Source organism: Dyadobacter sp. CY327 (assembly GCF_021390415.1).
In the GTDB taxonomy this organism is placed as follows: domain Bacteria; phylum Bacteroidota; class Bacteroidia; order Cytophagales; family Spirosomataceae; genus Dyadobacter; species Dyadobacter chenhuakuii.
In genome coordinates this window covers 2,210,730-2,225,294 of sequence record NZ_JAJUXJ010000001.1, presented here as the reverse complement: position 1 = coordinate 2,225,294, position 14,565 = coordinate 2,210,730, and the positions used below count along the sequence as shown (strand labels likewise).

Here is a 14,565-nt window from a genome sequence, read left to right as displayed (position 1 = left end):
TTTTTTGAGCTGCTGTCAATCTGCCAGAAAGGCTGGTTCGCGAGCTCATTCCGAGCAGGATTTTATGTATCAATACTCTATTATTGATGCGCTGATGGCCGGTGTGTTTGATGGCGACCTTACCATTGGAAACCTGAAACCGAAAGGCGATTTTGGCGTGGGTACATTTAATAAAGTGGATGGCGAGTTAATTATGCTCAAAGGTAAAGTTTACAAAATGAGCTCAGACGGCAGTGTGAAAGAGGTTCCCGACAGCGACAGCACCTCTGCCGCATTTGTCAAATTTTTCAAAGCTGATACGACGATCTATCTGAAAGAACCGAATCTGACTTACGAAAAATTGCAGGAGCGTCTCATAGAGAAATTGAACGCCAACACCATTTACGCAATTAAGATCACCGGAACATTCTCGAAAATGACCACCCGGGCCGCCAGTCCGGCGAAACCACCCTATACCACGCTTCCGGCACATCTGGGTGAGCATCAGAAACTTTTCAACTACAATAACACAACCGGCACATGCGTTGGATTCCTGCTCCCGCCGTATCTGGCCAGAACCAATGTTCCGGGATTTCATTTGCATTATATTGCGGACGATCTCAAAGCGGGGGGACATATTTTCAAATTTGATACAGACGCAGTAATCGTTGAAATTGATTTTGCCAAAGGATTTACAATTGAAAATAACACCAATGCGGAGTTCTTGAATGTAAACCTACAACCCGACCGCGGTGCTGAACTTAAAAAAATCGAGTAATTGATGCATTCTTTATCAAAAACCCTGCTCTTCTATCTAACCCTGACCATCGTCGGTATCGGTTCCGCACACGCACAGGTCACCTATTTTGCTGATATACTGGGCAATGGATTCAAACAGGCGACCATTGTGCAACCTGCTGATTACGAGGGCAGTGTAACGTGCACCATTATTAAGAAACAAACCCCTGAAAAAAGCAACAAGGCCGTGCTTTACGTGCATGGTTTCAACGACTATTTTTTCCAGGAAGAAATGGCGGAGCGCTACATTCAGGAAGGCTACAACTTTTACGCCGTTGATCTACGCAAATACGGGCGCTCTTTTCTGGCCAATCAAAAGTTCAACAATGTCCGCGACCTGTCCGAGTATTTTGCTGATATCGACACCGTTTTAAGTGTTATGAAGGCCGAAGGATCGGAGAAAATCCTCCTCAGCGGCCATTCAACAGGTGGATTGATCATTTCGCTTTACGCAGCAGAGCAGAATGGGAAGGAAATGTTTGACGCGATTTTATTAAACAGTCCGTTTTTTGATTTAAATGTAAAATCCGTTTTAAAAAAAACCGCAATTCCTGTCATTGTAAAACGCGCGGAAAAGCACCCCGAAACGACCATTAGCGCAGGGCTAAGTCCCTTATATGGAGAAAGTTTGCATAAAGACGCACATGGTGAGTGGACTTACAATCTGGGCTGGAAACCACATATTGCCCCACCCGTTAATTTCGGCTGGATAAGGGCTATACATTTGGGCCAGCTCAAATTATCTCAGGGATTGCAGATCGACAAACCCGTGCTGGTTCTTCATTCGGCAAAATCGATTGACGAGAAGAAATGGAGCGACGTCATGTTTACCGGCGACGCAGTGCTGAATGTGGAGGAAATCGCGCGTCAGGCGCAAAATATTGTGGGTCAATACAGCATTCAGGCGATTCAGGGCGGCATGCATGACCTCATTCTCTCGCGGAAACCCGTGCGGGAAGAAGTGTATTCCACCATTTTCAATTGGGCAAAACGCAATGTGAAATAGCATATTTCATATATTGCAGGCGTGACTAACTGTTAACGGCAAATTCCTTTCGCAATGCAAATCAGTGATCTAAAAATTCTCTTCTTCGATATTGGCGGCGTATTACTCAGCAATGGCTGGGGCCATGAATCCCGCATCCTGGCCGCAGAGAAATTCGGGCTGGATTACAAGGAAATGGACCAGCTTCATAATTTCATTTTCAATGTCTACGAAGTCGGCAGCATTAATCTGGATCAATATCTGGACACGGTGATTTTCAATCATCCCAGGGATTTTGTGCGTGAAGATTTTAAGGAGTTTATGTATTCGCAATCCGTGGAGCTTCCCGGAATGCTCGCTTGGCTGAAAGAATGGAAAAAGGACTGCGGCTTTCGCATTATATCAATCAATAACGAAGGCAAGGAATTGAATGATTACCGCGTCCAGAAATTCAAACTGCACACCTGTTTCGACGCTTTCATCTCATCCTGCGAAGTAAAAATGCGCAAGCCCGACCCGCGGATATTCGAACTGGCTATGGGCATAGCGCAAGCCACGCCGAGTCAATGTGTGTATTTCGACGACCGGATCATGTTCGCTAATATGGCAAAAAAGCTCGGGTTACGAGCTTTTCACCACACGGGTTTCGAATCAACCAAAGAGATTCTGGAAGATTTGAAAAAAGAACGCTTTGAACGCGTTTAGCCAAAGCTCTTGTCATCCGCCGACGGCCCGTAAATCGAGGGAACTGCAATGTCGTTCAACCGCATGTATACAGTAAGCTGGCCGCGGTGATGTACCCAATGGTTGATCGTTGATCCGATGGCTTCAATCATGGGTTGCGCATATAAAAGATGGCCGTTGTTCATCAGCCTGAACTCTTTCGCCAGACTTTCCTCCGTGGCATTCTGGAGCGCGGTTTTTGCGCGCTCAATGCTTTCGTCGTAATGCCTTACCACGGCATTTCTTTCCCTGGTTTCAAGATGTTTGAAGGTTACGAAATCAATTTCGCCCTCTTCCACCATCACCGCCACCCATAAAGGAATTTCGGCTACCAACAGCGTCAGGTAACCCATTTCCATCGACTTGGGATGCGGTTTGAAACCATAAGCTGATTCAGGAATTCTTTCCAGGCACTTTTTAGTGGAAGTGTACTCTGCCTCCAACTCCCGGATGTAGGCAGTCGCAAAAAGTTTGTTTTCCATAGCGTCTATTTTTTACTTTAAATGCAAAAAAATAGTGCCCGGTTTATGAAACGTTATGCATAACAACCCAACTTGTTAAGTACACCCCGGCTGAGGGAAATGATTGTGCATAGGGCTTGTCATTGCATCCTTCCGGGATTTTGTTCAGGCGGTCACTTTTCTACCAATATTCCATCGCTCCGCGATTTACATAATCCCGAAGGGATGACATATTGGTAACAACAGGTCATCCGCATTAAGCAAAATCCCGGAGGGATGACATATTGGTAGCAACAGGTCATCCGTATTAAACAAAATCCCTCCGGGATAACATATTGGTAGCAACAAGTTATCGGCATTAACCGAAATCCCGAAGGGATGACATATTGGTAGCAACAGATCATCCGCATTAGACGAAATCCCGGAGGGATGACACGTTATGCATAACACCTTTATTAACGCTTCAACCTTGCAGCTCTTTGCGGCATGTCGATGGCCTGCAACACCTTGTTTTTGAGGAAGTAAGGGTAATTCGGATGTTCGTTAAGGAATTTTGTGGCAATGTCGGTCGCGTCCCCGGACGAATGTCCAGAAAACGTGGTGTTGGTCCAGCGCGTCGGGAAGAAAATATCGCCTGTGAGCTGGATTTCCTGCAACAGATCCAGCGACGGCCGCAAGTATTTGATAGCGCTAGCGGATCGCAATGGATGATGCAGATTCGATAGCCCGTCCAGCACCCAGGCTTCTTTTTCACGGTTTTCCGGCTTTTTCAAAGATTCAAAAAACGCATCCCGCTCAGCTTCACTTTGACTTAATGAAGGAATGACAAACTGCATTCTCGTTTTTCGGTCGGGATTCTTGGTGCTATCGAGTTGCGTCTGCATAATCGCCTTCACATCTCCCTTGCCCCTGATAGCCAGTTCATAAGCCAGCGAAATATTGTCTTCCTCCGACAATGTAAGGTTTTGAATTATCAAAGTTTTAGTCCATAGCGATTCCATTTTTTGATAAGCGTCATCACTGAGCGCAATACGCTTGAATGTCCGGAAATATGACTTTTTGATTCCCTTATCTTTTGTCGAATTGAGTAAATCCCAGGTCACTTTTTCAACCTCCGACTGATATCTGTTTCTGCTTTCATCGCTTAGGAACGACCACCATAGGCTTTGCAGGCGCCCCAGCAAATAATCGGTGAGCAACGGATCTTTTTCCCTGGGTAATGTGTGCAGCACATTACGCAAAAGCTGATTAGCTGCCGGGCCTTCGCCACGTAGGAAGCCTTCCCAAATGTTCACAAGCATTGCTCCGCGGAAAACGGGCTTTGACAAAACAGAATCACCGGATTGGTTATAATGTTGAAAAAAGTAATCGGTGCTCCCACTATCCATCTTAAAATAACCATATGCAGTGCCATCCGGATTCGGGAAGCGGTAATGTTGGCCCCTAATCTCAAAATCTTTCAGTCCAACCGGCTGCTGCCAGGTGCGTTTCGAGACAGAATCTTGTTTTTGAATGTACTTCCCCGCTCCTTCGCCGGAAGCATATTGATACTCGGGCATACCCGGCGTTTTTACCCACACCTGGCTCCAATCCGCAATGTTGAGCGGTGTTTTTTTATCAATAATATGTATCAGATCATCCCAACGGGCGTTTCCAAATGCGTAGGTTTTCAGATATTCCCCAAGGCTCTCGCGCATGAGCTTCGTTCCTATCTTCCGTTCAAGCTGGCGCATTACGATAGGTGCTTTCATGTAAATAATGGCTCCGTATAATGTCCCTGCATTTTTAAGATTACCCAAATTCTGCAAAATGGGGTTTGTGCCGGCCGTCCGGTCCACCTCATATGCGCCCGGATAATGTGCCAGCAGAAAACGTAAATCGTGGTTGATTTCGGGGAAGCTTGGATGGACGATTTTTGCAGCCATAAAATTGGCAAAAACCTCTTTCAGCCACACATCATTGAACCAGTCCATGGTTACCAGATCGCCAAACCACATATGCGCCGACTCGTGCGCAATAACACTCGCCCGTGCCATTTTCTCATTCACCGACGCATTTTCATCCAGAATCAGCGCCGGCTCATTGTAAAATATAGAACCCGGATGCTCCATTCCGCCATATTGAAATGAGGGAATCAGGACAAAATCAAATTTTCCAAAAGGGTAATCAATGTTCGTATAATCTTCCAGCCAGGAAAGCGACTTGGCGTGCAGATCGAAAATTTCATCCTTATTCCGGTTCACTTTGGCAGCATCCGTTTCGCGGTAATACATGGTCATTGCCCTTCCCTTTACCGTTTTTTCAGTTTTAAAAAACTTGCCGGCTGCAAAGGCAAACAGATAGGAACTGATGGGCTTGGTTTGGGTAAACTGAAAAACGCATTTGCCGCTTCTCGACGTTTTGGACTTCAAACTTCCGTTCGAAACCGCTTCCCAGCCGTCGGGCACACTTAATGTTAAGCTGTATGTGGCCTTTAAATTGGGCTGATCAAACAAAGGAAAACAGGTCGAAGCGCGGTCGGGAACGAAAAGCGTGTAGAGATATTCGTCACTCCTGTTCAGTGAAAGGTTACCGGCGATGAAGCCGATCGTCAATGTATTTCTTCCTTTTTTTAATCCTTCGGGGTGAATGATAATGTGCTGGTTGGCCACTTCAAACTCGATTTCGTCGCCCTCGGACTGTACAGAAATAATGTGTGTGCTATCGGAATTAAAATCCAAAACCAGCGCCGAATCGAGCGCATTCAGGTTAAAAGAAATTGTTTCAATGCCTTTTATCTGCTCACTTTTCTTACTTGGAATATCAAGCTGAATGTTATAATCAATGCTGTCAATCGTACTTTTCCGCCGCTCATTGAGCTGATAACTAACGCCTTTATCCGGTATTTTCGACTTCTGATCCGAGCATCCAAACTGAAACAAAACAACAATCAATAAAGCAATCCAGCCAGAAATTTTCATACGTGAGTAAATGGTAATCGCCAAAAATAGCATTAAGCATTTTAATTTTGCGCCATAGTTTTGTTGTTACGCACCGTAACATTGTTTACATTTATTCACTTTTGATTTACACACTATGAATGAAATCGATTTGAGAATGCGGCTAGCTGCATTAAGGCAGTATTTGCGGGATAATCAGGACAGACTTAGCTCAGAAGAAATCGATGACATTTTGGATGTGATAACTAAAATAATGGAAGTGCTGGCAGTGCTGAGTAAAAAGTGAGGCAGATTTTAATGCCTTTAACCAAACTAATGATATGCAAACAATAGCAAAACCAAAGTCGGATGAGTTGGCCACTTTGCTTTCCGAAAGTCGGGAAATGCTTGAAGAGGCGAAAAACTATCTTTCAAAGGACGGAAAAAGATATGAGCTGCATGATTGGATCACCATTGCAGAATATTGCAAGAGGTTCAATATCCCAAATACACAAACCGTAAGCAACTGGATCAAACGGGGAATTATTTCAGCCGAGAATACGGTGGTCATCGAAGAGTACAATAATATCCGGCTGATCAAAGCCATCCCTTACCACGATCAGAACTGATTAATTTATTTCTTACAACACCGTAAGCCTCTTTCATGCGTCAAATTTTACGTTACGCCGCCGTTGCCGTACTTCTGTTTTCCAGTATATCAAAAGCCCAAACCCTCGGTCCGCTTACGGTTGAGAAGATTATGCGGGATCCTAAGAAGTGGATCGGAACTTCGCCGAGCGACATTAGCTGGTCTGAGGATAGCAAGACGATTTATTTCAATTGGAATCCGGATAAGCATGCGGCTGACTCGCTGTATGGATATGATCTGACTTCCAAGAAAATCAGCAAGATAGCCCCAGCTATTCGCAAAACATTGCCCGGTAAAAGTGATGTTTTTAACAAGCAAAAAACGCAGCGGCTCTACGAAAAGAATGGGGACATTTATCTGATCTCAACTACTGATTACAAAATCAGACAGCTTACTAACACTGTCGAGCGGGAAAGTAATCCAGCTTTCAGTGGCGATGACCAGCGCGTGGTTTTTATACGTGGAATGAACCTGTTCAGCATTGCACCAGACAGCGGGCTTCTGAGCCAACTTACTGATTTTAAGAGCGGCACAAAGAAAGCCGATAGCAAACCAGAAGGCCACGAAAAATTTTTGAAAGACGATCAGCTCGCAATGTTCGAGGTTTTGAAGGAAAGAAATGAGAAGAAAGATGCGGGCAAAAAAATAACCGATGCCGAAAAGGCAGCTTATCCGAAAGAAATTTACCTGGGCGAAAAGAACGTTTCCAGCCAGCAAATCAGTCCGGACGGGCAGTTCATTACTTACCGGTTGACGCAACCGAACAAGTCCGCAAAGTCGACTATTGTTCCCAATTACGTCACTGAATCCGGTTTTACAGAAGATATCGATGCCAGGACCAAAGTCGGGGCGCCAGTTTCGCAATCCGAATTCTGGGTTTATAATATTAAAAAAGATACAACATTAAAAGTTGCAGTAAAGAACATTCCGGGCATCGGTGACAAGCCTGATTATCTGAAAGATTATCCCAAACTGGATTCCGCCTGGAAAAAAGATAAAGAGCGGGACGTGGTCATTAACGGGCCGTTCTGGTCGGATAACAGCAAAAATGCAGTGGTGGTTGTCCGCTCGCTGGACGGCAAGGACCGCTGGATTATGGCGCTTGATCCCGAAACTGCAACATTGAAATTGCTGGATCGCCAGCGGGATGAAGCCTGGATCGGCGGGCCGGGCATTGGCGGTTATCCGATGAGTTCGGGAGAAATTGGCTTTATTGATGATAACAACATTTATTTCCAGAGTGAGGAAACGGGTTACTCGCATCTTTACAGTCTGGATGTTGTCAGCGGCAAGAAAACGGCGCTTACCAGTGGGAAATTTGAAATACAAAATGTCGTTTTATCAAAAAACAAAAAATCGTTTTACCTCATAACCAACGAAGTACATCCGGGAGAGCAGCACTTTTATAAAATGTCTGTAACGGGCGGACCGCGCACCCGCATTACGCAGCAGACCGGCGCGCACGAAGTAACGTTATCTCCGGACGAGACCAAACTCGCTGTTCGCTCTTCGCAGAGCAATGTTCCCTGGGAACTGTTCGTAATGGATAATCCAGACGCAAATACAAAAAGCATTAACTCAGAGCAGGTTACCAGATCTACGTCTCCTGAATTCCTATCTTACGCATGGCGAAAAGCCAAAGTGGTCACCATTAAGGCGACCGACGGACAGGACATTTATGCAAGGGTTTACGAACCTAAAAAATCAAATGGCAAAGCGGTCATTTTTGTACATGGAGCCGGTTATCTGCAAAACGCGCACAAATGGTGGAGCCAGTATTTCAGGGAATATATGTTCAATAACATGCTGGTGGATAAGGGTTATACCGTGCTTGACCTCGATTACCGGGCAAGCTCGGGTTACGGCCGCGACTGGCGCACGGGCATTTACCGCTTTATGGGAGGTAAAGATCTCACAGACAACACGGATGGTGCCAAATGGCTGGTTAAAAATTATGGGATCAATCCAAAGAAAATAGGAATCTATGGCGGTTCCTACGGCGGTTTTATAACATTAATGGGCCTTTTTACAACGCCCGATATTTTCGCTGCCGGTGCAGCACTGCGCCCGGTTACGGACTGGGCTGCATACAATCATCCCTACACAGCCAACATTCTCAACGAACCACAATCCGACAGCCTCGCTTACCGAAAAAGCTCACCGATATACCACGCAGCCGGTCTTAAAAACCACTTGCTCATGTGCCACGGAATGGTGGATGTAAATGTCCATTATCAGGATGTTGTCAGACTTTCGCAACGGCTTATCGAACTGGGTAAAAACAATTGGGAACTAGCTTCCTACCCCATGGAAGACCACGCTTTTGTGGAAGCGTCGTCCTGGATGGATGAATATAAGCGGATATTAAAGCTTTTTGAGGAGAAACTATAAGACAAAAAGCCGTGCAGGAAATCCTGCACGGCTTTTCAATTTGAAAACACCCTTATGCTGCGTTGTTGACCCTGCGGACCAGCGAATAACCGCCGTAATTTTCCCAAAGGTTCATAATCAGGTTGCGTTCCTTAATATTATGTAAGCCAAAATCGATCAGGATTTCGCCTTCCTGAATGCGTTTCTGAAAATAAGTCGCATATTCGTCCGACAAAACAGTGCTTGCAATAGCTCGCTGACCTCTTTCGTCCAATTTCCCTGCCACTACAAGTGCCAGTCCCGGAATCGCCACAAACCTACCTAACACATCCAATGCATCCGAGATCCTGGTTACCTGTAGCTTTTTACCTTTTCCTAAACCCGATTCTCTTTTATCGTCATAGTCCTTATCATGATATTGATAAAGTCTTTCGCTCGTTTCTTCAGACATGATCAGCGTAATTTCCTCCGCTTCATAGCCAAGTTTTAACAATGCCTTATATGCGTTTTCCGCATCTGTTCTGGTCGCAAATACACTCGTTACGGTATTGACGCTTCTTTTGGTATGTGTGCTGTTCATCATCTCTCTCCTCGTAATAGTTCAACATCTACTTAAATAATTTATGCGCTCAGAGTAAAGAACCGTTCCATCAGCGAAATGCGTGATTTTATTCCTGAAAGAGCTGTGAGTGTGGAACCGACTGATTTTTACGTTATTATACGTCAGGTTACATGTGGCTTTTGTTCTACATCGTAACAAAAGACATCGCAAAAAGAGTATTTACAAATTCAGTAAGCCTTATCAACAATGCCAGACTAAAACTGGCACCAACCGATTTCAATCACTAACATCTTCTATATGAAGCAGATTTTTTCCAGAATAAAAATGGCAGTTACGGTCCAGGGCTTACTTGCCTTTGCATTTGTGGCGGTGTCTCATGCACAGGTGGGCGTTGGGACGAAGGCGCCGAAAGGTGCGGAGGTTTTCATGGACGGCAGCCGCAAAATGCTGGATGAGAAGTGGATTTACTGGGAAGGTCCGCGCTTTTCGGCCAAGCCTCCTATCAAATGGACCGTAGTAAACGATCCGGTGGACAAAGGAACGGTTATCAACTGCAACGATCCAGCATCTGCTGGCGGAAAGTATGGCTCCGCGGACATTGTTACCAAAAAGCAGTTTAAGGATTTCCGCGCTCACGTCGAATTCCTTATTACCAAAGAAGGCGGCAATAGCGGCGTTTATTTACAAAACCGTTACGAAATCCAGGTTTTGGACGGCGATACCACGTCTCACGGAATGGCTGCGGTCATCAACGAGTCCAGGTCACCTTATGCCGCTTATAATGGCATAGGCAAGTGGAATTCCTATGACATTTTGTTCCGGGCGGCTCGTTTTAAGGAAGGCAAGCTGGTTGAAAAGCCTATGGTAACATTGTATTTCAATGGTAAAAAGGTTCATACCAATCAGCAGATCAGCCAGGTTTGGGGTGGTCCTAATTCCGGAATCGATGGTGGAAATGATGGAGGAAAAGGCATTACAGACACACCGGGCGGGTTGAAACTGCAATCCGAAGGCCATGATGTTTACTATCGGAATATCTGGATAAAAGAGGAATCCCTGGATAAACCAAATACCGATTTTTAAAGAAAATAACCGTTGTTAGAGCCTGCCTGATTTTTCGGGCAGGCATTTTTTTTGGCAATTTGCAGGGCATTGGCCAGCAACATTGGCATGAAAATATTGTTTTCGGGAGTTTTTAAACACGAACGTCTTAGTACACGAACGTTATGATCTCTGAAAACTTCAACTTAAAAGGAAAAACTGCGCTGGTAACCGGTTCGAGCCAGGGAATCGGCGAAGGCATTGCACTGGCCCTGGCCGAATATGGCGCAAATGTAATTCTGCATTGCAGGAGCGACGAAGATGAGGGCGAAAAAGTGGCAGAGAGAATCAGGGAATTGGGGGTCAAATGTTCCGTTGTCCAGTCGGACCTTGCGAAGGCCAATGTTGCTTCTGAAATTTTTGATCATGTTAAACAAAACGGACAGCATGTGGATATTCTCGTACTGAATGCTTCTGTCCAGATTCCGAAGAACTGGGATGAAATTCGTTTCGAGGACTTTGACACACAGATTAATGCCAACTTCCGGTCTACGCTCTTGCTTATCCAGCAATTCGCTCCGCTGATGATCCAGAATGGCTGGGGACGCATTGTGACATTAGGCAGCGTACAGCAAACCAGGCCGCATCCTTCCATGCTCGTTTATGCTGCTACAAAATCGGCTGTTCTTAATATGGTGCAAAATCTGGCCATGCAGTTCGCTGACAAAGGCGTGACCGTTAATAATCTGGCTCCCGGCGTCATCGGAACGCCACGGCTCGAACAGGATGTTCCGGAGGTCGAAGAAAGGATTAACAAGCGGTTGGAAACGCCTTCGGGCCAGATTGGTGACCCGAAGGATTGCGCTGCCATGGCCGTTTTATTGTGTTCCGAAGCCGGGCGCTTCATCACGGGCCAGAATATTAATGTTGATGGCGGATTAAGCCTCTGACTTATTTTTTCTTGTAATCAATTTTAAAAATAGTGCCGTTCAGGTCGTCGGTCACGTAAAGTGCGCCATCCGGTCCTTGTGCGAGACCGCATGGGCGATGCTGGATCGGGCCGGTTGGTTTAGCCAGGTCAGTTCCGGCAAAATTATCCGCAAAAATTTCCCATTTGCCAGGCTTACCATTCACAAATGGCACAAATGCAACCAGATAGCCTTTTTTCAGCTCAGCAGACTGGCTGTGAAATGCAATGAATGCACCATTTTTATATCTCGCCGGGAACTGGTTACCAGTGTAAAACATGATCGCATTAGGACCGAGATGCGCCGGAAACGCAACCAGAGGATTGATCGCTTTTTCACCCGCCGTCTTCTTGCCATCACCGCCATATTCCGGTGCGAGGATTTTTTTGTTCTGGAAATGGTCGTAGTAAATGTAGGGCCAGCCCGCATCGTCGCCTTCTTTTAATCTGTAAAGGGTTTCAGCAGGAAGTTCAGCACTTTGTTTTGGAGTGTAGTATTGAGGGTAAAAATCATCAAACTTTCCACGCCCGTGCACGGTTGCGTACAATGCATTTGTTTTTTGATCCCAGTCAATTCCTACTGCATTCTTTACACCCGTCGCGAAACGTACGCCGTCCGAAAAAGTCTGTCCGGCTTTATCCGCCTTGAATTTCCAGACTCCACCCGCAGAATCCAGAATTGTGCAGGGTGACATTCCCTTCCCCGACCCGGCTTCACGGCAATTATCACTGTATGAACCTACTGTAACATAAATGCTACCCGCATTATCCAGCGTGATCGGCTTGGCATTATCGCGGCCATGATCGGTCAGTCCTTCAATGATCTTTTCCGGTTTTTCAAAATCTACAACTTCCTCCTTATCATTCAGTTTATAACGAAAAACGCCTTTGTTGGAAGAGCTGTATAAATAACCGTTTTTGATTGCAATGCCCGTTCCCTGGTAATCCCCGAAAAGCGTTTTGCTCTCAATTTCACCATCGCCGTTTGTATCTTTGATGTGGTAAATCCCTTTTCCGTCTTTCAGCTTGGAAAGCTTCACATACATATCACCATTTTTCCCGATCACCATGTGCCGGGTAGCGCCGAGGTCTGTTGCCAGGATTTTTGCTGAAAAGCCGGCGGGCAGTTTAAGTTCAGCTGCTTCAATCGGGAATTTTTTGTTACCGGATGTAGGAGGATTAGCCGGAACATTTGTGTAAGCAAACAAGCCGGTGGCGCCTGCTAATGCCAGAAATGCCCCTGTGATTTTTGATAATTTTTTGCTCATGCAATGAGTAATAATGAGTTAAATAAATAAATTGCTGACCGCCATGCGGACAAATTTCGTGTCTATATTAGAAAGCATTTCACCGAAACTTTATTACTTGTTGTGCCGCTCAATTTTCCTTATATAAATGTAAATTGGAATGATTTTTTTTAACATATTTGAACCGTAGAACTAGAAAAACCTCGCTTACAACCAGCAAACCAATAAATTTTGAGCTATGAATCCATATGACGATGATGACGATGAATTGTTTGACGACGATTTGCCAGGAAATTATCCCGCGGAGGAAGACATTTTTCGTCAGGGCCTGATTGATCCGGATATTGATCCTGAGGACATTTCAAAAGTAAAGAGTGAAATCGAACTGGAATCGGATGACTGGAATGAAAAATCCTTCGACGATGATCTGATCGGCGGCGACCTGGACGTTCCGGGATCAGAGGACGATGACGAGGACGAAATGATCGGCAGAGAAGACGAAGAAAACAACTATTACAGCCTCGGCGGAGACAATCACGATAACTTGGAAGAAAACCAGGGCGACTAGTCTCTTCAAACATATTCTTAAAACCGGACAACTCCCTTGCCCGGTTTTTTTATGTCCGGATTCGCCATAAGTATGATTAGTCGGCCGTATACTTTTGCTAAAAACGAATTGGAACATGGCCGAATTTACTCCCGAAGCTTTCAAGAAAGAATTGATCAGCATCCTTACTTATTGGGAAAAACACGGCCCTGACCCAGAAAACGGCGGATTTTACGGTCGGGTGAATTATGAAAATCAGCCTGTTAAAGATGCTGATCGCTCGGTTGTATTAACAGGCCGTATTTTATGGACTTATTCACTCGCACACCGGCTGTTCAAAGAAGCCAAATATCTGACATTGGCCGACCGCGCTTACCAGCAACTGGTAAAGCATTTTTTTGATCCTGAGCATGGTGGCGTTTATTGGTCTGTGAAAGCGGACGGAACGCCTTTGGAAACCAAAAAACAGATCTACGGCAATGCATTTGCCATGTACGGACTCAGCGAATATTTCCGCGTTACACATTTTCAGCCTGCATTGGATAAGGCCAAAGAACTGTTTAGTGTCATCGAAAAATACGCATTTGACCCGGTTAATGGCGGCTACCGCGAAGCATTTGCCCGCGACTGGTCCAGCACAGACGATTACATTCTTAGCAAAAGTCCCTGGATCAAAAGCATGAACACGCATTTGCACCTGGTGGAGGCTTATGCCAATTTGTACAGCGTGTGGCCGGATCCGAAATTGAAAAAACAAACTGCTAACATGCTGGAAGCGATCATTACCAGGATCGTGAACCCGAAAACGAACAGTATGGAGCTGTTTTTTGACGAAAAATGGAAATCGAAAGATCACATTGTTTCCTATGGGCACGACATTGAAGCTTCCTGGCTTTTATTTGAAACTGCGGAAATCCTGCACGATGAGCGCCTGATTGGCAAACTCAAAAAAGTGGCGATCGCGATGGCCGATTCCGCTAGTAAGGGACTGGCAGCGGACGGCGCGCTGAATTACGAATTTGATCCTGAAACAAAACATTTGCAAACGGATCGTTCCTGGTGGGTTTTGGCGGAACAAATGGTTGGATTTTACAATGCTTACCAGCTGACCAAAGACGAACAATATAAAGTTAAGGCTGAACGCAGCTGGGATTACATCGTAGGGAAGTTCGTAGATCACGAAAAAGGTGAATGGCACGGCACCGTAAAGGCCGACGGCACGCCCGTGAAAGGCGACAAGATCAACTTCTGGAAATGTCCTTATCACAATGCGCGCGCATGTGCGGAAATGTTAAGACGCGCCTCTAAAAGCTAGAAT

General features: G+C 45.5%; 14 protein-coding genes. 10 read left to right on the top strand and 4 right to left on the bottom strand.

From position 1 onward, the window contains the following. Window positions 1–64 precede the first annotated feature (64 nt). The 3 genes from budA to LZG74_RS09365 are packed head-to-tail and all read left to right on the top strand — an operon-like array spanning window position 65 to window position 2,467. Window positions 65–757, top strand: coding sequence for an acetolactate decarboxylase (gene budA, locus LZG74_RS09375; RefSeq protein WP_233796278.1), 693 nt, complete (start codon window positions 65–67; stop codon window positions 755–757). A gap of 3 nt (window positions 758–760) precedes the next feature. Next, window positions 761–1,783 carry an alpha/beta hydrolase gene (locus LZG74_RS09370; RefSeq protein ID WP_233796277.1) on the top strand — a complete coding sequence of 341 codons (1,023 nt, stop codon included), beginning with the start codon at window positions 761–763 and terminating at the stop codon, window positions 1,781–1,783. Window positions 1,784–1,837: 54 nt separating this feature from the next. Next, entirely contained in the window at window positions 1,838–2,467 is a 630-nt protein-coding gene (locus LZG74_RS09365; protein WP_233796276.1) for an HAD family hydrolase, read from the top strand. Here LZG74_RS09365 and LZG74_RS09360 read toward each other — a convergent pair. Further along, window positions 2,464–2,967 (bottom strand): DinB family protein, encoded by a 504-nt coding sequence (locus tag LZG74_RS09360; RefSeq protein ID WP_233796275.1) that lies wholly within the window; start codon window positions 2,965–2,967, stop codon window positions 2,464–2,466. The two genes, LZG74_RS09365 and LZG74_RS09360, sit on opposite strands and share 4 nt — an antisense overlap. A gap of 434 nt (window positions 2,968–3,401) precedes the next feature. Then, window positions 3,402–5,906, bottom strand: coding sequence for a M1 family aminopeptidase (locus LZG74_RS09355; protein ID WP_233796274.1), 2,505 nt, complete (start codon window positions 5,904–5,906; stop codon window positions 3,402–3,404). Window positions 5,907–6,021: 115 nt separating this feature from the next. On the opposite strand from LZG74_RS09355, the gene LZG74_RS09350 reads away from it, so the two are divergent. The 3 genes from LZG74_RS09350 to LZG74_RS09340 are packed head-to-tail and all read left to right on the top strand — an operon-like array spanning window position 6,022 to window position 8,904. Beyond that, window positions 6,022–6,171, top strand: coding sequence for a hypothetical protein (locus LZG74_RS09350; protein ID WP_233796273.1), 150 nt, complete (start codon window positions 6,022–6,024; stop codon window positions 6,169–6,171). Between the two features lie 34 nt (window positions 6,172–6,205). Further along, on the top strand, window positions 6,206–6,493 hold the full coding sequence (locus LZG74_RS09345) for a hypothetical protein (protein WP_233796272.1): 288 nt from the start codon (window positions 6,206–6,208) through the stop codon (window positions 6,491–6,493). Window positions 6,494–6,528: 35 nt separating this feature from the next. Beyond that, window positions 6,529–8,904: a prolyl oligopeptidase family serine peptidase gene (locus tag LZG74_RS09340; protein ID WP_233796271.1), complete on the top strand. Its 2,376-nt coding sequence runs from the start codon at window positions 6,529–6,531 to the stop codon at window positions 8,902–8,904. 52 nt (window positions 8,905–8,956) lie between these two features. Here LZG74_RS09340 and LZG74_RS09335 read toward each other — a convergent pair whose 3' ends face one another. Next, window positions 8,957–9,466 carry a hypothetical protein gene (locus LZG74_RS09335; protein ID WP_233796270.1) on the bottom strand — a complete coding sequence of 170 codons (510 nt, stop codon included), beginning with the start codon at window positions 9,464–9,466 and terminating at the stop codon, window positions 8,957–8,959. Window positions 9,467–9,742: 276 nt separating this feature from the next. Here LZG74_RS09335 and LZG74_RS09330 point away from each other — a divergent pair, with 276 nt between their 5' ends. Together LZG74_RS09330 and LZG74_RS09325 are read left to right on the top strand one after the other, a co-directional pair. After that, a complete protein-coding gene (locus LZG74_RS09330; protein ID WP_409014449.1) occupies window positions 9,743–10,528 on the top strand; it encodes a DUF1080 domain-containing protein in 786 nt (261 codons plus the stop codon). 143 nt (window positions 10,529–10,671) lie between these two features. Beyond that, the gene (locus LZG74_RS09325; RefSeq protein WP_233796269.1) at window positions 10,672–11,436 is read left to right on the top strand and encodes an SDR family NAD(P)-dependent oxidoreductase; all 765 of its coding nucleotides are present in this window, start codon (window positions 10,672–10,674) and stop codon (window positions 11,434–11,436) included. Between the two features lies 1 nt (window position 11,437). Here LZG74_RS09325 and LZG74_RS09320 read toward each other — a convergent pair whose 3' ends face one another. Then, window positions 11,438–12,721 carry a sorbosone dehydrogenase family protein gene (locus tag LZG74_RS09320; RefSeq protein ID WP_233796268.1) on the bottom strand — a complete coding sequence of 428 codons (1,284 nt, stop codon included), beginning with the start codon at window positions 12,719–12,721 and terminating at the stop codon, window positions 11,438–11,440. 217 nt (window positions 12,722–12,938) lie between these two features. Here LZG74_RS09320 and LZG74_RS09315 point away from each other — a divergent pair, with 217 nt between their 5' ends. Together LZG74_RS09315 and LZG74_RS09310 are read left to right on the top strand one after the other, a co-directional pair. Beyond that, window positions 12,939–13,268: a hypothetical protein gene (locus LZG74_RS09315; RefSeq protein ID WP_233796267.1), complete on the top strand. Its 330-nt coding sequence runs from the start codon at window positions 12,939–12,941 to the stop codon at window positions 13,266–13,268. Window positions 13,269–13,383: 115 nt separating this feature from the next. After that, complete coding sequence (locus LZG74_RS09310; protein WP_233796266.1) at window positions 13,384–14,562, top strand: AGE family epimerase/isomerase; 1,179 nt, start codon at window positions 13,384–13,386, stop codon at window positions 14,560–14,562. Window positions 14,563–14,565: the final 3 nt, after the last annotated feature.